Below are 25,058 nucleotides of genomic sequence, written 5' to 3' on the forward strand. Positions count from 1 at the left end.
CGTCCACCCCTCGTGGAGGCCCCATGCGCCCGCGTACCCTCGCCGCGCTCGTCACCGCTGCCGCCGTCACCACCACGGCGGTCGCGCTGGCGCCCGTCGCGGCCAGCGCCGCGCCCACCGACCTGTTCATCTCCGAGTACGTCGAAGGATCGTCCAACAACAAGGCGATCGAGCTGTACAACGGCACCGGATCGGCGGTAGACCTCGCCGCCGGCGGCTACCAGCTGCGGCTCTACTTCAACGGCGGCACCTCACCGACCTCTATTCCGCTCACCGGCACTGTCGCCGCGAACGACGTGTTCGTGTTCGCGGCCGCCTCGGCCGCCCCGGCCGTCCTCGCGCAGGCCGACCAGACGTACGCCGGCTCGCTGTTCAACGGCGACGACGCCGTGGTGCTGGCCAAGGGCGACGCCGTCCTCGACGCCATCGGCCAGGTGGGCGTCGACCCGGGCACCGAGTGGGGCAGCGGCCTGACCAGCACGGCCGACAACACGCTGCGCCGGCTGCCGTCGATCACGGCCGGCGACACCGATCCCACCGACCCGTTCGACCCGGCGGCCCAGTGGGCCGGCTACCCGACCGACACCTTCGACGGGCTCGGCTCGCACAGCACCGGCGGCGGCGGTCCGGTGGACCAGCCGGCGACGCTGAACTGCGGCGGTCCGCTCGCCACCGAGCTGGGCACGGCGGCCACTCGCGAGGTGACGGCCACCGACCCGGACGACACGCTCACCGACCTCGCAGTGACCGGGGTGAGCCCGGCGCCCGCGAGCGGCTCGATCAGCCGTACGGCGTTCACGCCGGCGCCGGCGGTCGGCGGCACCGCCACGGCCACCGTGACCGCCTCCGCGGACCTGCCGGCCGGCGCCTACACGGTGACGCTGACCTCGACGGACGCCGAGGGCGGCACCGCCAGCTGCGCGCTGACCGTGCAGGTGACCGCCGTGCTGTCCGTGGGCGAGGTGCAGGGACAGACCCGGGACGACGAGGCGGGCGCGACCGACCGGTCGCCGCTGGCCCCGCCGTCCGGCAACGGCACCAGCGCCACGACGTACGAGGTGCGCGGCGTCATCACCGAGAAGCTGCTCACCAAGGCCTCCTCCGGCGCCAGCCAGTACGGCTTCTTCCTGCAGAGCCGCACCGGCAGCGCCGACGGCGACCCGCTGACCTCCGACGGCATCTACGTCTTCATGGGCGGCTTCGACACGCTCATCGGCGGCTACGCGCCGACCGTCGGCGACGAGGTGGTGCTGCGCGGGAAGGTCTCCGAGTACTACAACCTGACCCAGCTCTCCGGCGCCTCGCTGGTGCGCAAGCTGGACTCCGGGCTCGACGTCAACACCGCCGTCGAGGTGACCGACGCGCGGCCGCCGGCCGACGCGGCCGACGCCGGCCGGTTCTGGGAGCGGCACGAGGGGATGCGGCTGCGCGTCCGCGCCGGCAGCGGGGTCACCGGCCCGCGTGACGTGTTCTCGTCGACGGCCGACTCGGAGATCTGGGTGATCGACCGGGACGACCCGCTGATGAAGCGCGCCGACCCGTACGCCCGCCGGGTGTTCCGGGACGCGCACCCGCTGGACGACCAGCCGGGCCTGTTCGACAACGGCAACGGGCAGCGGATCCTGCTCGGCGGCGGCGGCGTGAAGGCCACCTCCGGTGACGCGGACGCGCTGCTGCCGCCGGCCCGCACCTTCGACACGGTCGAGGCCGACATCTACGGCGCCGGGTACTACGCCTTCAGCAAGTACAGCGTGCAGGTCGAGCGGGTCGGGTTCGTCCCGGGCGCCGACCCGTCGGCGAACAACCCGCCGCAGCCGGCCGACCGGTCCCGCGAGGTCGCGGTCGCCACGTACAACCTGGAGAACCTGTACGACTACCGGGACGACCCGTTCGACGGCTGCGACTTCACCGGCAATTCCGGTTGCCCCGGGGTCAGCCCGCCGTTCGACTACGTGCCGGCGAGCGCCGCGGACTACCAGGCCCGGCTCGGGATCGAGGCCCGGCAGATCATCAACAACCTGCGCAGCCCCGACCTGATCCTGGTGCAGGAGGCCGAGGACCAGGACATCTGCTCGGTCTCCGGCGCCAGCCTGGCCTGCGGCGACACCAACAACGCCGACGGCAGGCCGGACACGGTGCAGGAGTTGGCGCTCACCATCGCCGCGAACGGCGGCCCGGCCTACGCGGCCGCGTACGACCGGACCGGCGCGGACGCCCGCGGCATCACCTCGGCGTTCCTGTACCGGACCGACCGGCTGTCGCTGGCCCCGGCCGACCCGGCCGACCCGATCCTCGGCTCGGCGCCTCAGGTGACGTACCGGTCGGCCGGGCTGCCGGCCAACGCCGACGTGCAGAACCCGAAGGGGTTCAACGCGGTGCTGCCGGCCGACGTGGACAAGTCCACCGGGGTCGACGGGTCGAACGTCTACACCCGCACCCCGCAGGTCGGCAAGTTCATCGTGGCCGCGGCGCCTGGCTCGACCGAGCACTACACGCTGTGGGCGGTGAGCAACCACTACTCCTCGACCCCGGACGCCCGGGTGGGGCAGCGGCGGGAGCAGGCCGCGTACGGCGCGGCCCTGGTCCAGGCGATCGAGGCGACCGATCCGAACGCGCGGGTGATCTACGGCGGGGACCTGAACGTCTTCCCCCGCCCCGACGATCCGATCGCCACGGCGGCCAACCCGACCCCGTCGGACCAGCTCGGCCCGCTGTACTCGGCCGAGATGCACAACCTGTGGGACGACCTGGTGGCCGACGCCCCGGCGGCGGCGTACTCGTACACCTTCGGCGGCCAGGCGCAGACGCTGGACAACCTGTTCGTCAACGACAGGCTGTACGGCGACCTGGTGCAGATGCGGGCCGCGCACATCAACGCGGACTACCCGGCCGACGCCGAGGGAATCGGCGACCGGGGGGCGAGCGACCACGACCCGCAGGTCGCACGGTTCCGTTCCCGGGCCGCGCTGACCGTGGCCGACGCCTCGGTGGCCGAGGGCGACCAGGGCACGTCGGCGATGACCTTCACGGCCACCGTGTCCCGCCCGCTGTCCGCGCCGGTGCTGCTGTGCGCCACCACGCTGGGCATCACCGCCACGGCCGGCTCCGACTTCGACCCGTACGCCGGCTGCAAGACGCTGGCCGCCGGGCAGACGTCGGTGACGTTCACCGTGCAGGTACGCGGTGACCGGCGCCGGGAGGCGGACGAGAAGCTCGCGCTGGTCGTGGCCGGCCTGCCGGGCGTGACCCTGGCCGACCCGCTGGCCTTCGGGACGATCGTGAACGACGACTGAGCGCTGACCGATGCCGGTCTGATCCGGTGACGCGACGGCCCCGGGCGATCCTCGCCCGGGGCCGTTCGCATCCCGCCGTGACCCACGCCGCCATCGCCCACTCCGTGCGGGCGGCCAGCCCTCCTCGCTCAGGCGTGCCTTCGTGGCTCAGTAGTAGTAGTTCCCCACGTCGGGTGGGGCCGGCTTGTTGCGGTTCTGCTTCACCCGCACCTCCCACACGCTGCGACGGCGGCGCGCCTCCCGGTGGGCCGGCGGGAGCCGGGAGTATGTCTCTGGCGGTCGCAGCAGGCCGTAGATGTCACCCCACCACTCGCCCGTCCGCGGATCCAGGATCGTGTCGAGGTGCGCCGGATATCGCCGGCCGGCGCCGTCCCGGGTGTCCTCGTCCCAGTCCTGCATCGGCGCGATCACGTGGCCGTCCTCGTCCACCACGGTGAGATAGAGGCCGGCCGCCCCGAGGATGCGCTGCAGGACATCCAGGCTGGGCGTGATCGCTCCGGTTTCCACCCGGGCGATGGTGGAGTGTGAGACCTTGGCGAAGCGAGCCATCTGGCGCTGGCTCATCGCGGCGATCCGGCGGGCCCGCCGCACCAGCCCCGCGGACGGGTAGCGCCCGATCATCGGCTCGAGCAGCGGCGGATCGAGTGCGGAGGCCATGCCGTTCACGCTGCCACCGCCGGCCCCGGCGGACAACGCATGCCCGAGCCTCCTGTGGATAACCACCGAGCGCCTGTGGACAACCAACCGAAGCGTGCGCCGCCGGTGCCGAGGCTGTCAACGCCGGCTGAACTTTCAGGCGGAGCCGACAGCCGAGGTTGCGCGATGACCGGCGCCGACAATCGGGCCGCCCTGGTGTCGGCGACCTGTTGACGACGCCCTCGGCGGCCATCCCATCTCTTGGGCAGCCAGAACCGGCTCGAACCCGCACCTGACGGAGCGCCGGCGGTCGGGGAATACGGTCCTGAGCAGCGACGAAGCTCAGGGGTCGAGCCAGACCGCGAGGACGACGAGTTGTGCTTGACTCCCTTTGCTCTGCTGCCCCTCACGCGCCGGCTCGCGTCCGATAATCGGACGACGGGCGGTGCGTCCATGGCAGCAGAGCAAAGGGAGTCGAGACAGTTGCGGTAGGGCGCACAGCACGACGAATGCCCTGGTCACCGGCTCGCGCCGAGATTGCCGGCCCGGCGCAGCCAGTGGGACGGTTCGCCTCGGGGTGGGATACGGGATCTGCCGGGCGGCACGCGCTGGTACCGAGGCTGGCTCGAACAGGCCGAGGAGCAAAAGGCGCGGGCCGCGTTCGGTGTCGCGCCGCTATAAACGGTAGGCGTGCCGCGACCGGGCGCGGGTCGGGGCGGCGACAGCCGCGGCCCTGCCTACGGCCGCGATCAGTAGCGCTGGCGGAGCAGGTGGGCCGCCTCGACGGCCCAGTAGCTGAGAATGATCCCGGCGCCGGCGCGGCGGATCGAGGTGAGCGTTTCCAGGATGACCCGCTCCCGGTCCACCCAACCGTTGGCCGCGGCCGCCTCGACCATCGCGTACTCGCCGGAGATCTGGTAGGCGGCCACCGGGACGTCCACGGCGGCCCGGACCGCGGCCAGCACGTCGAGATAGGGCAGGGCGGGCTTGACCATCACCATGTCGGCGCCCTCGGCCACGTCCAGCTCCACCTCGCGGAGCGACTCGCGCAGGTTCGCCGGATCCTGCTGGTAGGTGCGGCGGTCGCCCTCCAGCGACGACTCGACGGCCTCTCGGAACGGACCGTAGAACCCGGAGGCGTACTTGACCGCGTACGCGAGGATCGAGACCTCGGCGTGCCCGGCGGCGTCCAGGGCCCGGCGGACCACGCCCACCTGACCGTCCATCATCCCGGACGGGCCGACCACGTGGACCCCGGCCTCGGCCTGGGCCACGGCCATCTCGGCGTACGCGTCGAGCGTGGCGTCGTTGTCGACCGAACCGTCCGGGGCGAGCAGGCCGCAGTGCCCGTGCGAGGTGAACTCGTCCAGGCACAGGTCGCTCATCACCACGGTGCCGTCGCCCACCTCGGACACGACGTCCCGGATGGCCACGTTGAGGATGCCGTCCGGGTCGATGCCGCCCGAGCCGGTCTCGTCCTTGCCGGTGGGGACGCCGAACAGCATGATCCCGCCGATGCCGGCCTGCACCGCCTCGGCCGCGGCCTTGCGCAGCGACTCGCGGGAGTGCTGCATCACGCCGGGCATGGCGGCGATCGGCCGCGGCTCGGTCAGGCCCTCCTTGACGAACATCGGCAGCACCAGCTCGGCCGGCGCCACCCGGGTCTCCTCGACCAGGCGGCGCACCGCCGGGGAGCGGCGCAGCCGGCGCGGCCGGATCTCCGGATAAGGCATGACGGGCAAACCTCCGTAGGGGTTACCGGAACCTGAGGGCGGTCGGACCCTGCACCTTCGAACCGCGGCGCTGCTTGGCCGGCATGGCGGCCAGCTTTTCCCGCAGCTCGACGGCGTACGACGCGAGCGCCTCGACCAGGTCGGGCACGGAGGCGGTCTGCGGCTCGACGTCGACCCGCAGGCCGAACTCGGTCGCCGTCTCGGCCGTCTTGGGCCCGATCACCGCAACAACGGTACGCGCGTGCGGCTTCCCGGCGATGCCCACCAGGTTCCGCACGGTCGAGGACGAGGTGAAGAGCACCGCGTCGAACCCGCCGGACTTGATGGCGTCGCGGATCTCGGCCGGCGGCGGCGCCGCCCGGACGGTCCGGTAGGCCGTGACGTCGTCCACCTCCCAGCCGCGCTCGGTGAGCCCGGCCGCGAGCGTCTCGGTGGCGATGTCGGCCCGGGGCAGCAGCACCCGGCCCACCGGGTCGAGGATCTCGTCGTGCGGCGAGAACTCGGCCAGCAGGCCCTCCGAGGACTGCTCGCCGGCCGGCACCAGCTCGGGCTGGATGCCGAAGGCGCGCACCGCGCCCGCGGTGGCCTCGCCGATACAGGCGATCTTGACGCCACCGAAGTGCCGGGCGTCCAGGCCGTGCTCGGCGAACTTCTCCCACACCGCGCGCACGGCGTTGACCGAGGTGAAGATCACCCAGGCGTACCGGCCGTCGACCAGGCCCTTGATGGCCCGCTCCATCTGGGCCGGGGTGCGCGGCGGCTCGACCGCGATGGTCGGCACCTCGCACGGGATGGCGCCGTACGCCCGCAGCCGGGCGCTCATGGCGCCGGCCTGCTCCTTGGTGCGCGGCACCAGCACCTTCCAGCCGTACAGCGGACGGTTCTCCCACCAGCTGAGCTTGTCCCGCTGCGGGACGCCCTCGCCGATGGTCAGCACGACCCGGCCGGTGAAGCCGAGCGCGGCGGCCACGTAGCTGTCCACGGTCGACGTGCTGGTGTACTGCGTCTCGCCCGTACCGTCGCCGGTGACCGCCACCGGCGTGCCGCCGTCGACGCCCGCGGCCAGCAGGCCGTCCCGGACGCCGGCCAGGTCCCCCGCGTCCACGGCCAGCGCCAACGAGCCCCGGGTCACGGCCGCGGCCAGCGCGTCGAAGTCGAGCGTGGTGATGTCATCGACGTCCGCGCTGGTGCGTACGGCCGGCAGCGGAACCCCGGCGTAGCTGGCCACGCCCTCGGCCTGGCCGATGCCCGGCACGACCTCGAACGGTACGGCGGTGCGGGCCACCGCCTGAACCTCCTTGACCACGGCGTCGTGCCCGAACGGATCCCCCGCGACCAGGTGCACCGCCGCGAGCCCGGAACGGGCCGCCGACAGCAGCACCTTGGCCACGTCGCCGGGGGCGCCCTCGGCCGGCGTGAACTGGGCGTCCGGCTTGGCCCCGGCCTTCACCACGTCGAGCAGCGGCTCCGGGACGTTCCGGTCGACGATCACCTGATCGGCCTCGACCAGGGCGTCCAGCGCCCGGCGGGTGAGCAGACCTGGGTCGCCCGGGCCGGCCCCGACGAATGTCACCTGGCCGGCGGGCTTACGGGTGCGGGTCATTCTGTGCTCCCAAACTGCTGGGTCCCCGGCCTGCGCGAAGCATCCGTGCCGAGGATCGAATCGGCGCCGAGGTCGAGGAGTTCGGCGGCGAGTGCCTTTCCGATCTCCGCGGCTTCGGCGGGCGTACCGGTGCGGGACAGCCGGAGGTCTCGGGACCCGTCCGGACTGATCACCGCCCCGCGCAGGTAGATCTCGTCGCCGCCGGTTTCTGACTCGGCGATGACGGCGTACGCGGCCACGGGTGCGCTGCAGCCGGCCTCGAGAGTGGCCAGCAGCGCCCGTTCCGCGGTGACGGCGGCCCGGGTGGGCCCGTGGTCGAGCAGCCCGAGCAGCTCAACCAGCTCCGCGTCGTCGATCCGGCACTCCACGGCCAGCGCACCCTGCGCGGGCGCCGGCAGCATGAGCATCGGATCGATGGTCTCGGTGATCTCGTCCAGCCGGCCCAGCCGGGCCAGGCCGGCCCGGGCCAGCACCACGGCGTCCAGGTCGGCCTCCGGGCCACGCACCCGGCGCAGCCGGGTGTCGACGTTGCCGCGGATCGGGGTCACCTCGAGCTGCAGGCCCAAGGCGTGCAGCTGGGCGATCCGGCGCAGCGCGCCGGTGCCCACCGTGGCACCCGGGCCCAGCTCCGCCAGCACCCGATCGTCCCGGCTGATCAGGGCGTCCCGCGGGTCCTCCCGGGGCGGCACCGCGGCGATGGTCAGCCCGGGATGCCCGGCCGTGGGCAGGTCCTTGTACGAGTGGACGGCGATGTCGACCTTGCCGGCGGTGAGCGCGTCCCGCAGCGCGGAGACGAACACCCCGACGCCGAGCCGGTGCACCGGAGCGGTGGACCGGTCCCCCGCGGTCACCACCTCGACCAGCTCGACGTCCCGGCCGGTCACCCGGCGCAGCTCGTCGGCGAACCACCCCGACTGGGCCATCGCCAACGCGCTTCCCCGGGTGCCGAGGCGCAGCGCGGTCATCGGCCACCTCCGGTTTCCGGCTCGCCGGCCTGGTCACCGCTCTGGTCGCCGGCCGCCGGGACGGGCCGATCGCCCGCCGCCGGGACGGGCCGGTCGCCGGCCGCCGGGACGGCCGCACCGGGCGCGAGCCCCGGAGTGGCGTCGGCGGCGCGGTGCGGCGCGTCGGCCGCGGCGATGTCCGGCACGACCTCGGCCTGCGCGGTGTGCGGCACCTCGAGGTCGAACAGCTCGCGCAGCAGGGCCGCGTACTGGTCGCCACCGGGCTCGGCCGCGAGCTGGCGAACCCGCACCGTGGGCGAGTGCAGCAGCCGCTGGACCACCCGGTGCAGGGTGTGCGAGACCTCACCGCGCTGCTCGTCGGTCAGCTCCGGCCGGCGCTTGGCCAACCGGCGCAGCTCGGCGCCGACCACCTCGTCGGCCCGGCCACGCAGCGCGGCGACCGTCGGCGCCACGTCCGCGCCGCGCAGCCAGGCGAGGAACGCCTCGAGCTCGGCCGCGACGATCCGGTTGACCGCCGCCACGTCGACGGCGGCCGGCCCCTCCGGCAGCTCCGCGGCCAGCCGCTCGATGTCGATCACCAGCACGCCGGGCAGTTCCGCCACGTCCGCCTCGACGTCCCGCGGCACGGCCAGGTCGAGCAGGACCAACGGCCCCGATCGGCGACCGGCGCGCTCGGCCAGGGCCCTGCTCACGATCTCGCGGGTGAGCACCGGCGCCGTCGAGGCGGTGGCCGCGATCACCACGTCGGTCTCGGCCATGGCCGAGGTCAGGCGCTCGGCCGGCACCGAGGTCGCCCCGTACGCGGCGGCGAGCCGGACGGCCCGGTCGGCGCTGCGGTTCAGCACCGACAGCGGCTCCGCGCCGATCCGGGACAGCGTGGCCACGGCCAGCGAGCCCATCGCGCCGGCGCCCACCACGAGCGCGGGCCGGCCGGTCAGCTCGCCGCCGAACCGGGCGGCCGCGCGACCGAGGGCGGCCGTGACGACGCTCTGGCCGGCCCGGTCGATCCCGGTCTCGGCGTGGGCCCGCTTGCCCACCCGCAGCGCCTGCTGCATCAACTCGTGCAACAGCCGGCCGGCGGCGTCCACCTCGGTGGCCGCGTGGTACGCGTCGCGCAGCTGGCCGAGGATCTGCGCCTCGCCGATCACCATCGAGTCCAGTCCGGACGCCGCCCGGAAGACATGCTCGACGGCGGCGCCGTCGTAGTGCACGTACAGGTGGTTGGCCAGCTCGGCCGCCGGATAGCCGGCGTGGGCCGCCAGCACCGCGCAGATGTCGCCGAGGCCGCCGTGGAAGCCGGAAACCGCGGCGTAGATCTCCACCCGGTTGCAGGTCGAGACGATCACCGCCTCCCCGACGTACGGCTGGGCGAGCAGCTGGGCCGCGAGGGCACTGTGTTGGGCGGGGGACACCGCGAGGCGCTCCAGCGTGGCAACCGGAGCGGTGCGGTACGACGCGCCGACGACGAGCAGGTTCACGTGCCGACCGCCTCCTGGGTGCCGGTGTCGGGAAGCGCGCGGGGCAACGCCGGGAAGTTGCCGCCGGATCCGCCCCGGTTGCCGGGCAGGCCGGTCAGCGTCGCCTTGCGGTGCTCGTGGAACGAGAGGATCTGCAGCTCGATGGCCAGATCGACCTTGCGCACATCGACGTTCTCGGGCACCGCGAGAACGCACGGGGCGAAGTTCAGGATGCTGGTGACGCCCGCCGCGACGAGCTGGTCGGCGACCCGCTGGGCGGCCGCGGCCGGGGTGGCGATGACGCCGATCGCGATCGACTCCTCCGCCGCATACCGGGGCAGGTCGTCGATGTGGCGTACCACCAGGCCGTTGATCTCCTCGCCGACCCGGGCGGGGTCGGCGTCGAACAGCGCGGCGATGCGGAACCCGCGGCTGCCGAAGCCGGCGTAGCCGGCGAGGGCGTGACCGAGATTACCGATCCCCACCAGGGCCACGGCCCGCCGCTGGGTGAGCCCCAACACGAACTCGATCTGCTCGACCAGCAGCGCGATGTCGTACCCGACGCCGCGGGTGCCGTACGAACCGAGGTGGGAGAGGTCCTTGCGCAGCTTCGCCGAGTTCACCCCGGCGGCCGCGGCCAGTCCCTCGCTGGAGACCGTGTCGTGCCCGGCCTCGATGAGGTGATGCAGCGCACGCAGATATTCGGGCAGCCGGGCAACCGTCGCCTCAGGAAGATCCGGAAGCGCCGGGACGTGACCGGCGCGGCCGGGCGTGCCTGTGGGACGCTGCTGACTCATGTGACTCCGTGCCATGCGATCCTTGACCGCCCGAAGAGGCAGGCCGCTGCGGGACGCCCGCCCGGGGCCGCATCGACCGGCGGCGCTGGCGGGGCTCGGATTTACAGAGTAGGCGCTTGTGAAGGCGCGCACAAATCGCGATCTTGAGCGATCGCGGGCGGCATTCACCAGGCACTCCATTCTGAAGATCGATTCGCGACTCCGCACGGCCGCCCGGCGATTATTGCCCAATTCCGACTTCTACCGCCAATCACGCTCGCCCACCCCCCGCGCCACCGGGCCACGGGGGCGGCACGATGCCGGCGTCCGGCGGGCGCGGGGTGGCCCCATGACGCCGCCCGGCAGCCGGCGGGACCGCCCCAGGGGACGGCGCGACGGTGAGGCCAGCCCTACCGTTAAGAGGCTGGCCGACGGGATGGGGGGTCACGGCAGGAATGCCTAACGTCGAGGACATGACCACCACCGTCGCCACACCCCCCGCGGCCCGGGTGCCCTCGTCCACCCTCCGCCAGCTCGCCGTCGATTCCGGGTACGTCCTGCTGGGCCTCCCGCTGGCTGTGGCGAGCTTCATCGTCCTGATCGCCGGCCTGTCCATCGGGGCGGGGCTCGCGGTGACCGTGATCGGCCTGCCGGTGATCGCCGGCACCCTCTATGCCGCCCGGGCGCTGGCCGACGTGGAGCGGCTGCGGATGGCCCCTATTCTCGGCCGCCCTCCGGTCCGGCCGGAATACCGGGGCACCCCGGCCAACTCGGGCGTGTGGCGCCGGATCGTGACGCCGATCATCGATCCGCAGTCCTGGCTCGACCTGGCGTACGGCATCCTCACCTTCGTCGTCTCGATCATCACGGCGGTGATCACCCTGGTCTGGTGGGCCGGCGCGGTGGGCGGCTCGCTCTACTGGGCTTGGGACTGGGCCCTGCCGCACCCGCCGGACAACCAGGACCTGGCCGAGCTGATGGGCCTCGGTGACTCGGCCGGCGCCCGGATCGGACTGAACACGGCCATCGGGGTGTTCTTCCTGATCACCCTGCCGCTGATCGTCCGCGGTTGCGCGCTGCTGCGGGCCAACCTGGGCCGGGGGCTGCTGACCGGGATGGCCGAGATGCGCGACCGGATCACCGTGCTGGAACGCCAGAAGGCGGCGGCCGCGTCGGCCGAGGCGACCGCCCTGCGCCGGCTGGAGCGGGACATCCATGACGGCCCGCAGCAGCGGCTCGTGCGGCTCGCGATGGATCTCGGGCGGGCCCAGCAGCAGCTCGCGGAGGATCCCGAGGCGGCCCGGCGAACCCTCGACGAGGCGGTCGCGCAGACCCGGGAGACGCTGGCCGAGCTGCGCGCACTCTCCCGCGGCATCGCCCCGCCGATCCTGGTCGACCGGGGCCTGCCCAGCGCCCTGGCCGCGCTGGCCGGCCGCGGGGTCATCCCCATCGAGCTGACCGTCGACCCGCGGCTCAGCACGGACGGCGTGCGGCTGGACCCGCTCATCGAGAGCACCGCGTACTTCGTGGTGGCCGAGGCGCTCACCAACGTGGCGAAGCACAGCCGGGCCACCGACTGCCAGCTCTCGGTGCGGGTGCAGGGGTCGCGGTTGATCGTCGAGGTGGCCGACAACGGGACCGGCGGCGCGCACGTGGCCAAGGGGCACGGCCTGGCCGGGATCGCCGACCGGGTGACCGCCGCCGACGGCGTCCTGTCGGTGCACAGCCCGAGCGGCGGCCCCACCATGCTGCGCGCCGACCTGCCGGCCCGACCGGTGGGCGGCTGAGATGGGCCGCCTTCACCCGCCGGGCCGCGCCGGGTCGGCCGCGGCCGACCCGCCGGGCGCGCCGACCGGCACCGACCCGGCCGGGACCGGCCCGGCCGGGACCGGACCGGCCGGGACCGGACCGGCCGGGACCGGACCGGGCGGGGTGAGACCGGCCGGGACCGGACCGGCCGGGGTGGGACCGGGCGGCGCGTCGGACCGGCGGGCCGGTGAGGTGGTAGACAACACAGCCATGCGCATCGTGATCGCCGACGACGCCGTACTGCTCCGCGAGGGACTGGTGCGGTTGCTGACCGAGCAGGGGCACGAGGTGGTGGCGGCCGTCGGGGACGGTCCGGCGCTGGTGGACGCCATCGTGGCGCACCGCCCGGACGTGTCGATCGTGGACGTGCGGATGCCGCCGTCGCACACCGACGAGGGGCTGCGGGCGGCCGTGGAGGCGCGCCGGCTGGTCCCGCTCGCGCCCGTCCTGGTCCTGTCCCAGTACGTCGAGGTGTCCTACGCGGACGACCTGCTGGCCACCGTGCGGCCCACCGGGAACGCCCCGGCCGGCGGGGTGGGCTACCTGCTCAAGGACCGGGTGGCGGCGATCGACGAGTTCATGGACGCGCTGCGCCGGGTGGCCGCCGGGGGCACGGTGCTCGATCCGGAGGTGGTGGCGCAGCTGCTGGTCCGGCGCCGGCGCGACGACCCGCTCCGGGAGCTGACTCCGCGCGAGCGGGAGGTGTTGTCGCTGATGGCCGAGGGCCGGTCCAACACGGCGATCGCCCGAGCGCTGGTGGTCAGCGACGGCGCCGTGGAGAAGCACGTCCGGAACATCTTCACCAAGCTGCAGCTGCCGCCGGACGAGGAGCAGCACCGCCGGGTGCTCGCGGTGCTCACGTACCTGCGCGGATAGCCCAACACCGCCGCTGACGGTGGCCGGGCGGGCCGCGGCCGGCTTGGCCCGGCCGGCCGTCAGGGCAGCGCGGCGGCCAGCCGGACGGCCTCGGTCAGGCTGTCGGCGACGGGGCGGCCGGATCGGCGCAGCCGCTCCGGGTCGGTGAAGCCGCCTGTGTAGAGGACGCACCGGGCGCCGACCGACTCGGCCGCGTCGGCGTCGTCGATCGAGTCGCCGATCAGCACCGTGGCCGCGCCGTCCACCTCCAACGCCGCGAGGTGCCGGGCGAGGTGCTCGGCCTTGCGGTCGCCGCCGACGATTCCGCGCAGGCCGTCCACCCGGCGGAACATCCCGGTCAGCCCGTACGTCTCGACGGCGGGGACCAGCTCCTCGTGGAACCACATGGACAGCAGCGACTGTGAGCCGCCCCACGAGCGGATCGCCCCGGTGGCGTCGGTCGCGAGCCCGCAGCCGGTCAGGCCCAGCCGGTAGGTGTCGTGGAAGATCTTGTCGAGCCGCTCGAACTCGGCGGCGTCCACGGCCCGGCCGAGGACCTCGGCGTAGTAGTCCGCGATCGGCCGCCGGAACTTCGTCCGGTGCTGGTCGATCGAGACGGCCGCGGCGCCGAGCGTGCCGAACACCTGGTTGGTGGAGTCGACCACCAGGGTGAGATCGTTCAGCAGGGTGCCGTTCCAGTCCCAGACCAGGTGGGTGCGTGCGCGGGCCATGCCGGCACGATACGTCAGGCGTACGACGTCAGGCCGGTGGGCGCGGAGCGGTGAGATCGCGCAGCAGCCGGTCCTCCTCGACCCGCCAGTAACCGTGCTCCCGCCCGTCCAGCAGCACGACCGGCAGCCGGTCGCCGTAGTCCCGCTCGAGTTCGAGGTCGCCGCTGACGTCCACCTCGACCCACCGGTCCCCGGTGACGGCGGTCACCCGGCCGATCGCCTCCCGGGCCACCTCGCAGAGATGGCACCCGGGCCGGGTGATCAGCGTCAGCCGCGGCGCCGCCCCGCCCGATCGGTCAACCATCCGCCACCTCCGCCGTGGACCGCCCGTCCCGCTGCCCCGGCGCGGGCCGCAGCAGCGTCTTGCGCACCTTACCGATCGCCGAGTGCGGCAGAGCGTCGACGAACTCCACGGCCGTCGGGCACTTGAACCGGGCCAGCCGCTCCGCGCAGTGCGCCCGCAGCACCGCCTCGGTGACGCCGGCGCCCGGGGCCCGCACCACGTACGCCCGCACGGTCTGCCCGGTGTACGGGTGCGGGGCGGCCGTCACGGCCGACTCGAGGACCTCGGGATGGGCGTCGAGGGCCAGCTCGACCTCTCGGGGATAGACGTTGAACCCGTTGACCAGGATCAACTCCCCCAACCGGTCCACCAGGAAGAGATCCCCGTCCGCGTCCGCGTATGCGATGTCCCCGGTGGCCCACCAGCCGTCCGCGCCCGGGCCACCGCGCCCGTCCGGCCAGTAGCCGGCGAACAGGTTCGCCCCGCGCACCACGATCTCCCCCGGGTCGGTGCCGGCGGACTCCGGGTCGAGCTCCCAGTCGTCCGCCTCGGCATCGAGATCGGGATCGTCGGGGTCGCTCGACCACAGCCGCTCGCCGCCGGCGCCCACCAGCCGGATCCGCACCCCGGGCAGCGGCCGGCCGATCGAGCCACGCTTCGGCGCCGGACTGGCCAGCGTCGAGGTGAGCACCGGGGCCGCCTCGGTGAGGCCGTAGCCGACCACCGGCGGATGCCCGGTGGCCACCGCGAACCGGTCCGCCGTACCGGCGTCCAACGGCGCGGCGCCGCAGACGGCCAGCCGCACGGCGGCCAACGCCGTACCGGCGTTCGGCAGCAGCGACCAGGCCAGGAACATCGAAGGTACGCCGAGCAGGATGGTGACGCGGTGCCGGGCGATCCGGTCCAGGGCGTCCGCCGGGTCGAAGTCGTCGATCAACACCCCGCAGGCGCCGTGGTAGGCCACCGCACCCAGTCCCGAGCCCAGCCCGTACGCGTGGAACAGCGGCAGCGCGAGCAGCAGCACGTCGTCGGGGCCGACCACCGGGGGCGAGATCCCGCCGAGTTGTTCGTGGTTGGCCAGCAGGCAGCGGTGGGTCAGCATGGCGCCCTTGGGCCGCCCCTCGGTGCCGGCCGTGTAGAGCAGCACCGCGAGATCGTCCGGGTCGGGGGCCGCGACCACCTGGCCCGGGTCCGTCCCGCCGGGTCCGTCCGACGCCGCCAGTCCGATGTGTACGTCTTGCAGCGCGGGCAGGTCGGCCCGGATCGGCTCCACCAGGCCGCCCACCCGTTCGGTGGCCAGCAGGACCGCCGCCTGCGAGTCGGCCAGCACGTGCCGCAACTCCGGCCCGGCGGCGCCGGGGTTCACCGGTACGGCCACCAGGCCCGCGCGCATGGTGGCGAGCAGGGCGATGACGAATTCCGGCGTGTTTCCCAGCGCGATGGCCACCCGGGCCGGCGTACCGGCCACCACCGGCGACCCGCCGCCCGGAACCGGCGCGGCGCCGCCGTCCGGGACGGGCCGGGACTCACCGGTCCGACAGAGCAGGTCGGCGGCCGCCCCGTCGATGGCGCGGTCAAGCTCGGCCCAGGTCAGCGCCCGGTCTCGATGGTGGAACGCCACCCGTTCGGGCCGGTCGGCGGCCGTCCGGCGTACCCGGTCCGCCAGGGTCACCGCCACCGGCTGCCGGGCGGTCTCGGCTCCTTCGCCCACGGTCGCTGAGTCTGGCACAGTCCGCGACGAGTCGTCGCCCACCGGGCCGCCGGGCGTACCGGGGGCCGGTTGGTCGAGGAACTTTCACGGCCGATTGGCAATTTGCACGAGGTGAACCGGTCAACCCCTCGACGCCGGCCGGCGATGGCGGTACCGTCAACGGGACCGGCGCCATGGGCCCGTCGAATGCGGATACGGGCATCTTCCTGCCGTTCATCCGACACGCCGAGGAAAACACCTTCTTCCTCGGCGTTTCCTGCTGTACGGGGCCAGCAAAACTGCTCAGCGTCGCAATTGTCTGGCATCCGACAACGCACAGGCTGTGCGGCATCAATGTGCCGACCTGACAAAGACTAGGGCTCTGTGTAACGGACTCGCCACATATGGGTGACGTTGGCCCTATCATCACTCGGGTCGGCTCACCCGTTTTTCCGTGGGTCGACACCCCTCAGCCCGAGGAGGCCGCCGTGCCTGTCAGCGCATCGGACCTGCACCTCATGGGTGCGTGTCATTCCCTCGCGCCCGCGCACCCCGCCACGCATGCCGGCCCGGGATCTCATCGCATCACCGCCACCAACGAGACCCGAGGGCCGGCCCTTGACGGGCGCGGCCGGGTTGGGGAGGGCAAGTGACTGCACACACCTATTCGGACGGTCCGGCCGGTCGCGATCCACGCGCGATGAATGGCAACGAGGGGCTGGGACAGCTACGCACGTCGGTGGCCGGCATGCTCGGCGCCACGCGCGGCGGCACCGGACGGACCCGGAACCCCACGCATCACAACGAGACACCCTCGCGGCACCTCCCGGCCGGCAACAAGCCGCTGGGCAACGGCCGGGTGGTCACACCGGCCCGGCCCGCCCCGCCGGACCCGCCGGTGCCGGCGCAGCACCGGTCGGCCGGCCCACCGGTGGACACGTCGAACACCGAGACCACGATCCTGCCGATCATCCCCGAGCAGGCGCAGCCCGGGTCAACTCGGCCCTCCACCGGCTACCCGTCCCGGCCGGATCCGTCCGACCCGGCCACGGAGGTGTGGACCCTGGTGGAGCGGGCCCAGGCCGGCGAGACGGAGGCCTTCGGCCTCATCTACGACCGGTACGTGGACACCGTGTTCCGCTTTGTCTACTTCCGGGTGGGCAACCGGCAGCTCGCCGAGGATCTCACCTCCGACACCTTTCTCCGGGCGCTCAAACGGATCGGCAGTTTCACCTGGCAGGGGCGGGACCTTGGCGCCTGGCTGGTGACCATCGCCCGCAATCTGGTGGCCGACCACTTCAAGTCCGGGCGGTACCGCTTGGAGGTCACCACCGGCGACGTCCTCGACGCCGACCGGGAGGACCGGGGACCGGAGGGCAGCCCGGAGGCGGCCGTGGTGGAGCACATCACGAACGTCGCGCTGCTGACCGCCGTCAAACAGCTGAACCCGGAGCAGCAGGAGTGCATCGTACTGCGATTCCTCCAGGGCTTCTCGGTGGCGGAGACCGCCCGGGCCATGGGCAAGAACGAGGGTGCCATCAAGGCCCTTCAATACCGAGCGGTACGCGCCCTGGCCCGCCTGCTTCCCGACGGCTTCCAGCCGTGAGCCGAGGCCTCACCTCACCCTTTCGCTCGACATGTTGACTCGCCCGTAACCGGTTCGGTTCACCGACCGTTTGTCCGGGTGCGACCGGCGGTTGCCCACCTTCCCCGGAGTCCGCGGGCCGGCCTTCCCGGCTCACTCACGTGACAGCTCCGGCATCGGTACCCGTCGCCGCGTCGCAACGGCTGACGTGGGTTGCCGACCATGCGCGGCCGTGATCAGCAAAGGGAGGTGCGGCATGGCGAACCCGGTCACCGAGCGTCGACGCGCCGAGCGCTTCGCCCAGCTCGTCGACGAGATCGACGGCGGCAGCCGGCATCGGATGCGCTCCCGGCTCGACACGGAACTGGCCGATCTGGTCACCTTCTCCGAACGGTTGCGCGACCAGCGGAACATCCATCCCGGCCCCGCCGTCGACCCCGACTTCCAAACCAGCCTGCGCGCCATGCTGATGGCCACCGCTGAGCGGGACGGCGTGGGTGAGCGCGAGGCCGCGGACGGTGTCGCCGGTACGGACCGGCGGGTCCGGCACGGCCGGCTGCCCAGGCTGAACGCCCGCCGGGCCCGGGCCCGGGCAGCGCTGGTCGTAGGGATCGCCGCGGGCGCCGTCGCGCTGTCCGGGATCTCGGCGGCGAGCGAGAACGCCGTACCGGGTGACGCGCTGTACGGGATGAAGCGGTCCACCGAACGCGCCCAGCTCGCCCTCAGCGGCTCGGACACCGGCCGCGGTCAGCTCTTCCTCGACTTCGCCCGCACCAGGCTCACCGAGGCCACGGCCGTGCGGAACGCGCTCGGCTTCGCTGCGGTCCTCGACGACATGGACGCGGACACCCGGCAGGGCGTACGGCTGCTCACCGGCACGGCCATGCAGCACCGCGACCAGCACGGCCTGGATCTGGTCTCCTCGTTCGTCGCCGGCCAGCGCCGGGCGGTGGACGAGCTGGCCGAGGGGGTGGACGGACCGGGCCGGGAACGGGTGGCTGCCTCGCGCGCCCTGCTGGACGACATCCGTACCCGGACCGAGGCGCTGTCGGCCGGTCTGGCCTGCGGCGCCGAGCCGTCGATCCGGTCGGACACGATCGGGCCGCTGCCCCGGGCCTGCCCGGAGTCGCGCAAGCCCACCGGCGCCGACTCGGCCGAGCCCACGGCGACGCGGGCCTCCGCCCACCCGGCGAACCAGCCGCGCGGGACCCGGGCCGCGCCGGCCTCGGCCGGTCCGGCCACCAGCGGGCCCGGGGACGCGCAGGGACACCTGGCGCCACCCCAGCCGGCCGCAACGCCCGGCTGACGCCGATTTTCCCTGCTCAGCGCCCATTCTTGGTCGTCACCCGGCCGGGCCGACTAACCTCGTACCGGGGCAGGGATGGCGCGACGGGTGAGGGGGCCTGGCTGGTGGGAAGTTCCCGGAAGGTGATCGTCGGGGCCGACGACCGCGGCGATCCGATCGGCTGGGCGCCGGTCACCGGGGCCGCGGCGTTCTTCGACGTCGACAACACCATGATGCGGGGCGCCTCGCTCTACTGGTTCGCCCGCGGGCTCGCCGCCCGCGACTACTTCCGGCCCGGCGACCTGGCCCGGTTCGCCTGGCAGCAGTTGCGGTTCCGGCTGCTCGCGACCGAGCACGCCGGCGACATGTCGCGGGCCCGGGAGACGGCGCTTGCCTTCGTCGCGGGCTGGCGGGTGGACGAGATCGAGCGGCTCACCTGGGAGATCTTCGACGAGCTCATCGAGCCGCGGATCTGGGCCGGCGCGCGGGCGCTCGCCCAGCAGCACCTCGAGTACGGGCAGCAGGTCTGGCTGGTGAGCGCGGCCCCGGTCGAGATCGGCCGGGCCATCGCGGCCCGGCTCGGCCTGAGTGGCGCCATCGGCACGGTGGCCGAGGTGCGGGACGGCGCGTACACCGGACGGTTGGTCGGTGACCTCATGCACGGCGCCGCCAAGGCGGCGGCGGTCCGCCGGCTCGCCGAGGTGGAGGGGCTGGACCTGGCCCGCTGCACCGCCTACAGCGACTCGTCGAACGACATCCCGATGCTCTCGGCCGTCGGCCAGGCCGTGGCGGTCAACCCCGACGCGGCCCTGCTCCGGGTGGCCCGCGAGCGCGGGTGGCCGGTCCGGGACTTCCGCACCGGCCGCCGGGCCGTCAAGATCGCCGTGCCGTCGACCGTCGCGGCCGGCGCGCTGGCCGGCGCGGGCCTCGCGCTGCGCCGGCATTTCGCCCGATAGGCCGGGTACGGCGGTCAGGGGCCGAACGGATCCGGACGGCGTTGCAGCAGTTCCAGCAGCGTCTGCTGGATCGTTTCCCGGACCTGGTCGGCCAGATTGAACACCACCAGCGGGTCGTCGGCCTGCTCGGCCAGGTGCGCCGTGGAGATCGGCGGGCAGAACCGGATCAGCCACTTGCTCGGCAGCGGGACCATCCCGAGCGGCCCCAGCCAGGGGAAGGTCGGGGTGACCGGGAAATATGGCAGCTTCAGCAACCGGGCCAGCGGCTTGACGTCGGCCAGCATCGGGTAGGTCTCCTCGGCGCCCACGATGGCCACCGGAACGATCGGGGTACCGGTCCGCAGCGCCGCCGAGACGAAGCCGCCCCGGCCGAACCGCTGCAGCTTGTAGCGGTCGGCGTAGAGCTTGCCGATGCCCTTGAAGCCCTCCGGGAAGACGCCGACCAGTTCGCCCCGGTCCAGCAGGCGCTCGGCGTCCGGGTTGCACGCCACCGTCCCGCCGGACTTGCGGGCCAGTTCCGAGACCACCGGCATCCGGAAGACCAGATCGGCGCCGAGCAGCCGCAGGTGCCGGCGCTCCGGATGCCGGTCGCGCACCACGGTCGACAGGATCAACGCATCCAGCGCCACCGTGCCGGAGTGGTTGGCGACCACCAGGCCCGCTCCGCCGGCCGGCAGGTTCTCCACCCCGTCGATCTCGGCGCGGAACCAGTCGCGGTAGAGCGTCCGCAGCAGCGGATGAAAGAGCTGGTCGGTCAGCTCGGGGTCGAAGCCGAACTCGTCCACCTCGTACTGCCCGGAGAGCCGGCGGCGCAGGAAGGCCAGCGCCCCCGCCACCCGGCGGTCCCACACGTCGGCCGGTCCGTCGGCCACGGCCTGGTCCACCGGCGGCGGAACCAGCCGGCTCGGCGGTGTCGACCGGTGCCCGTTGCGCTGCGCCGGCGGGTCGACGTCCGCCGATCCGCTCCGGGCCGCGCCGGCGCCGACCGAGCCGGCCGATCCGGCACGACCCGATCCGGCACGACCCGGGCCGGCCGATCCGGTACGGCCCGGGCCGGCAGCGGATCCCGATCCGGTTGCCGCCGGCGGTGGATCCGGCGGCCCCGGGTCTGCGGCCGGAGCGTCGTCGGTCCGGCGCCGATCATGGTCGCTCACGGCTGCCGCCCGGTGGCCGAGCGGACCTGCCGGACCTGGCGGACCCCGTCCAGGATCGCCTGCTCCGCCGCTCGCAGCCGCTCACCGCTGACCAGCGCGTTGTCGAGGTGCGCGCGGATGAAGTCGTCGAACGCCGCCGCCGTGCTCCGCGGGGTGAAGTTGAACTCGTCGACCAGCCGGGTCGTGTCCACCACCCGACCGTGCACGATCAGGTCCACCTGGTCCAACCCGTACCGGCCGAACCCGAGGGTCCGGGCCAGCCCCGCCGCGCCGGACAGGCCGGGTTCCGGGACCGGCAGCGCGATCCGGCCCGCGCGCCGGATGGCCTGGGAGAGGGTGAGCACCCCGGCGCCCGCCACGTTGAAGGTGCCCGGGTGGTCCTCGACGACCGACCGGTGCAGCGCCTCGAGGGCGTCGTCGATGTGCACGAACTGCAGGCGGGGATCCCGGCCCAGGACGGTGGGCACCACCGGTTGGGCGAAGTATCGGGTCAGCGTCGTGTCCGCCGTCGACCCGATGAACGGCGCGAACCGCAGGACCGTCGCGGTCACCTCGGGGCGCCGCCGGCGGAACCCGCGGACGTACCCCTCGATGTCGAGGATGTCCCGGGCGAAACCGCCGCGCGGCACCTCGCGCGGCTCGGTGTCCTCGGTGTAGACGGCCGGATCCCGGAACGAGGCGCCGTACGCGGCCGTCGACGACCGTAAGACGATCTTGCGCAACCGGGGCGCCCGCTGGCACGCCGCGAGCAGCTGCATCGTCCCGATGACGTTCTGGTCCTTCATGGCCGCGCGGCCGCCCTGCTGCTTGTCCGGCGCCGTCACCAGGGCCAGGTGTACGACGCAGGCGGCGTCCAGGTCGGCGATGACCCCGCTCACCGTGCCCGCGTCGGCGCGTACCCGCTCGACGCCGTCGAGCAGCGGCGCCAGCTCGGCCGGCGGGTCGACCGGGTCCATCCCGACCACGTGGCCGACCGCCGGATCGGCCGCCAGCCGGGCGGCCACGTGAGCGCCGAGGTAGCGACTGACCCCGGTCACCACGACGACCCCCGGCACACCGACGGTGTGGCCGAGGGTCATGGCGCGCTTTCCACCGGCGTCGATGGGCCGGGCCCATGCTGCCGGGAGCTGTTCACCGCAAGCCTCCGAGGGTCGACGGGGGGCCGGCGCAACCGTTGACCGGGCCGGAGCCCGGCCAACGGGTCACTTGCCGAGACGGCGACGCTGGACGCGGGTCTTGCGCAGCAGCTTGCGGTGCTTCTTCTTAGCCATGCGCTTGCGGCGCTTCTTGACCACCGAGCCCATACGACAGCCCTTCTCATGCAATCTGGCGGAACTGACCGGGACCACCATCGGTGGCCCGGCGACCGAACTGGACAACGGACCGGACCCGGCTGGCGGGCGGCGTGGCGCACCGGAGTGAGGTCACGGTCGCGGTCCAGGGTAGCCGCCGGTCCCGATCAAGGCCAACGCGGCCCCGCCGGAAGCGTCGTACGCGGGCACGGCCGCTAGGCGCTCTGCTGGAACGCTCCCCGCAGATACTCATGCACGACGTGCTCCGGCACCCGGAACGAACGCCCGACCCGGACGGCCGTCAGCTCGCCCGAGTGCACCAATCGATAGACCGTCATCTTGGAAACCCGCATCAGCGACGCCACCTCGGCAACGGTCAGGAACCTGACCTCCGACAGCCGACCGTCGGACTGTGGTGATCCCGTCATGGCTCACCAATCCATCCCATCCCCGGCGCGCGCCCGGAGAGTGACGACCGTCTCCGTCACGGCAGGCAACGCGCGTGTTACCAGTACGGTAGCGGGGCAACTGTTGCCGGCGCGATCCCTTCGCACTTTTGATCATGAAAGTTGCGGCGCTGGACCCGGGTGACTGCGGGGGCGCAAGCGTCCGGATCGGGCTGGCGGTGCCGCCGCGGCGGTCAGCCGAGCATGCCGCGGACGTAGCCGACGCAGTCCTCCGCCAGCGGCTGCCAGGCGCCGCCGAAGGACTCCCGGGCGGCCCGGTCGGGGGTCCGCCCGTCCTGCACCACCAGCCGGAAGAAGTCGAACACCGACCGTTGGCCGAACCGCTCGATGAGATGGTGGACCGCGAGGTAACTGGCGCCGTACCCGGCCACCACCCGCCAGTCCGCGGCGTCGTCGGCCGGCCGCAGCCCGGACAGCCGGCCGTCCCAGCCGCTGCGCAGCAGTCGGCGCACCGCGGCCAGCTCGGGCGACTGGCTGGGCCGCCGACCGTTCGCGGCCGCCTGCTCCGCGAGCCCCTCCACCAGCCACCACTCGTCGGCGCCGACCCGGTTGCGGTCGGACATCGACGCCACATGCGTCATCTCGTGCCGCAGCAGCAGCTCCACGTCGGCCCCGCCGCGCGTCAGCTCGTCGGCATTGAGCACCACGTCGTGCTGCCCGCCGCCCACCGGGATCGCGTAGCCACCGGTCCACTTCGGCAGGTCACCGCCGTACCAGGAACTCCACTCCGACCGACCGGCGTAGAAGATCAGGTACCGGCGCGGCGGGGCCCCGCTGACGGCGTACCGGTCGGCCACCCCGGCCGCCCGCTCGGCGCTGGCCAGCAGGGCCGGCAGCCGGCCGCGCAGCGCGGGCGTGCTGGCCACCGTGACCCGGCTGCCGGTCAGCGCCACCAGCTCGCTCACCTGCCACGGGCGCGGTCCCGCGGCATCCGGGCCGGGCGCGCCGGACCCGACGGCGTCCGATCCGGCGGTGGCCGATCCGGCGGTGGGCGATCCGGCGGTGGGCGATCCGGCGGTGGGCGACGCGGCGGTGGCCGGGCCGGCGGTGGCCGGGCCGGGCGGCTCGAACGAGACCAGCCGGGGCCGTGCTCCCCCGTCCACCCACCGGGTGCCGACCGTGAACGGGATCGGCGCACAGTCCGGCTCGGCGAAGCAGTACCGGTAGGTGACCGTGAACCGCCACCGGCGCGGCTCGCCCGGCTCCGCGGTGGGGCGGTCGGCCACCTCGGCGCGCCACACCCGCACGCGCAGGGCTCGCAGCGCGGCGTACTCCCGCTTCAGCGTCGGGGCGGCCGCACCTTCCGGATCGGCCACGGCCAGGAAGCCGGCACGATCGCCGGCCAGCAGCGCGGCCGCCTGCCGGTCGAGCTGCTCGGCCACCCGATCCCGCAGCCAGGCCCCGGTGGCGCCGGCGCCGTCCCCCGGCCGGGGACTCGGCGCCGGCCGGCGTCCGCCGGCCACCCCGCCGTCCGCCCGGTGCAGCACCGTGCTGGCCAGCAGGCCGAGGGGAACCAGGCAGAGCAGGAGTACGGCGACAAGCCCGAGCGCCGACCACGGCTTCCACCGGGTACGCCGCACCGACGGGTGGAATGCCGCCGGCGAAGTGGACTCGGTCGGCGCAGCCGGCGGAGTGGGCGCGGCCGGCGCGGCCGGCGGAGTGGGCACGGCCGGCGGAGTGGGCGGAGTGGGCACGGCCGGCGGAGTGGGCGCAGCCGGCGCAGCCGGCGGAGTGGGCACGGCCGGCGGAGTGGGCGCAGCCGGGGCGGCCGGCGCAGTGGGCACGGCCGGCGGAGTGGGCGCAGCCGGGGCGGCCGGCGCAGCCGGCGCAGCCGGCGGAGTGGATTCGTCCGGGGCGGCGTCGGCGGTGGGCGCGGTCGGCGCGGCCGGCGGAGTGGGTTCGGCCAGCCCGGCGGGGGCGGCGGGCACAGCCGGCGCGATCGGCGCGGTCGGGGCGGTCGGCGCGGCCGGCGGAGTGGATTCGGCCAGCGCGGCGGGGGCGGTGGGCGCGGTCGGCACGGCGGGGGCGGCGGGCACAGCCGGCGCGATCGGGACGGTCGGCGCGATCGGGACGGCCGGCGCAGCCGGCGAAATGGACTCGGCCGGCGCGGCCGGGGCGACCGGCGAAATGGACTCGGCCGGCGCGGCCGGGGCGACCGGCGGAGTGGATTCGGCCGGCGCGGCCGGGGCGGGCCGGGCGGCCGGCACGGTGGGCGCGACAGGCGCAGTGGGCGCGTCCGACGCGGCCGGCGTGGTGGGCAGCGGCGGTTCGGCAGGCGCCGGCGGTTCGGCCGGCGCCATCGCGTTCGCCCGCGCCGCTCCATCGTTCACCGTCGAAGGCTACGTCGTGCGACCCAGATCTTGGAATTCTGCTGCCCTCGGAGGGGGAGCAGAATTGCAAGATCCAGGAGTACCAGGCCGGTGCCGCGGGAGATGTCGCCGGCTGGCGGCGTCGAGGTGTGCACCGGCGACGTCGCCCGGGCGGACGT

At 73.9% G+C, this 25,058-nt stretch carries 19 protein-coding genes and 2 pseudogenes; 6 read left to right on the plus strand and 15 right to left on the minus strand.

The features are described from left to right. The first annotated feature begins 23 nt into the window (after positions 1–23). A complete protein-coding gene (locus ACFFHU_RS29970; RefSeq protein ID WP_377343846.1) occupies positions 24–3,293 on the plus strand; it encodes a lamin tail domain-containing protein in 3,270 nt (1,089 codons plus the stop codon). 147 nt (positions 3,294–3,440) lie between these two features. Here the strand turns inward: ACFFHU_RS29970 and ACFFHU_RS29975 are convergent, their stop codons facing one another. The 6 genes and pseudogenes from ACFFHU_RS29975 to ACFFHU_RS30000 form a co-directional block, all read right to left on the minus strand. Continuing rightward, on the minus strand, positions 3,441–3,950 hold the full coding sequence (locus ACFFHU_RS29975) for a helix-turn-helix domain-containing protein (protein ID WP_377343847.1): 510 nt from the start codon (positions 3,948–3,950) through the stop codon (positions 3,441–3,443). A 728-nt stretch (positions 3,951–4,678) separates the two neighbouring features. After that, complete coding sequence (gene hemB / locus ACFFHU_RS29980) at positions 4,679–5,662, minus strand: porphobilinogen synthase (RefSeq protein WP_377343848.1); 984 nt, start codon at positions 5,660–5,662, stop codon at positions 4,679–4,681. A gap of 22 nt (positions 5,663–5,684) precedes the next feature. Beyond that, on the minus strand, positions 5,685–7,265 hold the full coding sequence (locus tag ACFFHU_RS29985) for a bifunctional uroporphyrinogen-III C-methyltransferase/uroporphyrinogen-III synthase (protein ID WP_377343849.1): 1,581 nt from the start codon (positions 7,263–7,265) through the stop codon (positions 5,685–5,687). Then, positions 7,262–8,230 (minus strand): hydroxymethylbilane synthase, encoded by a 969-nt coding sequence (hemC, locus tag ACFFHU_RS29990; RefSeq protein ID WP_377343850.1) that lies wholly within the window; start codon positions 8,228–8,230, stop codon positions 7,262–7,264. Before hemC ends, ACFFHU_RS29985 begins: the two co-directional genes overlap by 4 nt. A gap of 158 nt (positions 8,231–8,388) precedes the next feature. Next, positions 8,389–9,708, minus strand: a pseudogene (locus tag ACFFHU_RS29995) (glutamyl-tRNA reductase); the annotation flags it as partial. After that, complete coding sequence (locus ACFFHU_RS30000) at positions 9,705–10,484, minus strand: redox-sensing transcriptional repressor Rex (protein ID WP_377343851.1); 780 nt, start codon at positions 10,482–10,484, stop codon at positions 9,705–9,707. The gene ACFFHU_RS30000 and the pseudogene ACFFHU_RS29995, both read right to left, overlap by 4 nt. Positions 10,485–10,936: 452 nt before the next feature. Between ACFFHU_RS30000 and ACFFHU_RS30005 the strand changes: the two genes are divergently transcribed. Further along, positions 10,937–12,250 carry a sensor histidine kinase gene (locus ACFFHU_RS30005; RefSeq protein WP_377343852.1) on the plus strand — a complete coding sequence of 438 codons (1,314 nt, stop codon included), beginning with the start codon at positions 10,937–10,939 and terminating at the stop codon, positions 12,248–12,250. Between the two features lie 12 nt (positions 12,251–12,262). On the opposite strand, the gene ACFFHU_RS30010 is transcribed toward ACFFHU_RS30005, so the two are convergent. Then, positions 12,263–12,484: a hypothetical protein gene (locus tag ACFFHU_RS30010; protein WP_377343853.1), complete on the minus strand. Its 222-nt coding sequence runs from the start codon at positions 12,482–12,484 to the stop codon at positions 12,263–12,265. Here ACFFHU_RS30010 and ACFFHU_RS30015 point away from each other — a divergent pair. Beyond that, on the plus strand, positions 12,483–13,148 hold the full coding sequence (locus ACFFHU_RS30015; RefSeq protein WP_377343855.1) for a LuxR C-terminal-related transcriptional regulator: 666 nt from the start codon (positions 12,483–12,485) through the stop codon (positions 13,146–13,148). The genes ACFFHU_RS30010 and ACFFHU_RS30015 overlap by 2 nt on opposite strands. A gap of 59 nt (positions 13,149–13,207) precedes the next feature. Here ACFFHU_RS30015 and ACFFHU_RS30020 read toward each other — a convergent pair whose 3' ends face one another. Genes ACFFHU_RS30020 through ACFFHU_RS30030 form a run of 3 tightly spaced genes read right to left on the minus strand, consistent with a single transcriptional unit; the run spans position 13,208 to position 15,852 of the window. Then, entirely contained in the window at positions 13,208–13,858 is a 651-nt protein-coding gene (locus tag ACFFHU_RS30020; protein ID WP_377343856.1) for an HAD family hydrolase, read from the minus strand. Between the two features lie 28 nt (positions 13,859–13,886). Beyond that, positions 13,887–14,162 carry a glutaredoxin family protein gene (locus ACFFHU_RS30025; RefSeq protein WP_377343857.1) on the minus strand — a complete coding sequence of 92 codons (276 nt, stop codon included), beginning with the start codon at positions 14,160–14,162 and terminating at the stop codon, positions 13,887–13,889. Next, positions 14,155–15,852 (minus strand): AMP-binding protein, encoded by a 1,698-nt coding sequence (locus ACFFHU_RS30030; protein WP_377343858.1) that lies wholly within the window; start codon positions 15,850–15,852, stop codon positions 14,155–14,157. Before ACFFHU_RS30030 ends, ACFFHU_RS30025 begins: the two co-directional genes overlap by 8 nt. 628 nt (positions 15,853–16,480) lie before the next feature. Between ACFFHU_RS30030 and ACFFHU_RS30035 the strand changes: the two genes are divergently transcribed. The 3 genes and pseudogenes from ACFFHU_RS30035 (at position 16,481) to ACFFHU_RS30045 (ending at position 19,657) form a co-directional block, all read left to right on the plus strand. Continuing rightward, positions 16,481–17,437 carry an ECF subfamily RNA polymerase sigma factor, BldN family gene (locus tag ACFFHU_RS30035; RefSeq protein ID WP_377343859.1) on the plus strand — a complete coding sequence of 319 codons (957 nt, stop codon included), beginning with the start codon at positions 16,481–16,483 and terminating at the stop codon, positions 17,435–17,437. A gap of 235 nt (positions 17,438–17,672) precedes the next feature. After that, positions 17,673–18,548: pseudogene (locus tag ACFFHU_RS30040) on the plus strand (DUF5667 domain-containing protein); the annotation flags it as partial. A gap of 278 nt (positions 18,549–18,826) precedes the next feature. Further along, positions 18,827–19,657, plus strand: coding sequence for an HAD family hydrolase (locus ACFFHU_RS30045; RefSeq protein WP_377343861.1), 831 nt, complete (start codon positions 18,827–18,829; stop codon positions 19,655–19,657). Between the two features lie 14 nt (positions 19,658–19,671). Here ACFFHU_RS30045 and ACFFHU_RS30050 read toward each other — a convergent pair whose 3' ends face one another. The 5 genes from ACFFHU_RS30050 to ACFFHU_RS30070 all read right to left on the minus strand — a co-directional run bounded on the left by ACFFHU_RS30050 (position 19,672) and on the right by ACFFHU_RS30070 (position 24,900). Beyond that, positions 19,672–20,529, minus strand: a complete 858-nt coding sequence (locus ACFFHU_RS30050) for a lysophospholipid acyltransferase family protein (protein WP_377343862.1) — start codon at positions 20,527–20,529, stop codon at positions 19,672–19,674. A gap of 278 nt (positions 20,530–20,807) precedes the next feature. Beyond that, the gene (locus ACFFHU_RS30055) at positions 20,808–21,890 is read right to left on the minus strand and encodes an NAD-dependent epimerase/dehydratase family protein (RefSeq protein ID WP_377343863.1); all 1,083 of its coding nucleotides are present in this window, start codon (positions 21,888–21,890) and stop codon (positions 20,808–20,810) included. Between the two features lie 123 nt (positions 21,891–22,013). Further along, a complete protein-coding gene (locus ACFFHU_RS30060; RefSeq protein ID WP_007465623.1) occupies positions 22,014–22,115 on the minus strand; it encodes a 30S ribosomal protein bS22 in 102 nt (33 codons plus the stop codon). 203 nt (positions 22,116–22,318) lie between these two features. After that, positions 22,319–22,531, minus strand: coding sequence for a helix-turn-helix domain-containing protein (locus ACFFHU_RS30065; RefSeq protein ID WP_377343864.1), 213 nt, complete (start codon positions 22,529–22,531; stop codon positions 22,319–22,321). A gap of 212 nt (positions 22,532–22,743) precedes the next feature. Beyond that, the gene (locus ACFFHU_RS30070; RefSeq protein ID WP_377343865.1) at positions 22,744–24,900 is read right to left on the minus strand and encodes a hypothetical protein; all 2,157 of its coding nucleotides are present in this window, start codon (positions 24,898–24,900) and stop codon (positions 22,744–22,746) included. Positions 24,901–25,058 lie beyond the last annotated feature (158 nt).

Source organism: Plantactinospora siamensis (assembly GCF_042434095.1).
Classification (GTDB): domain Bacteria; phylum Actinomycetota; class Actinomycetes; order Mycobacteriales; family Micromonosporaceae; genus KBS50.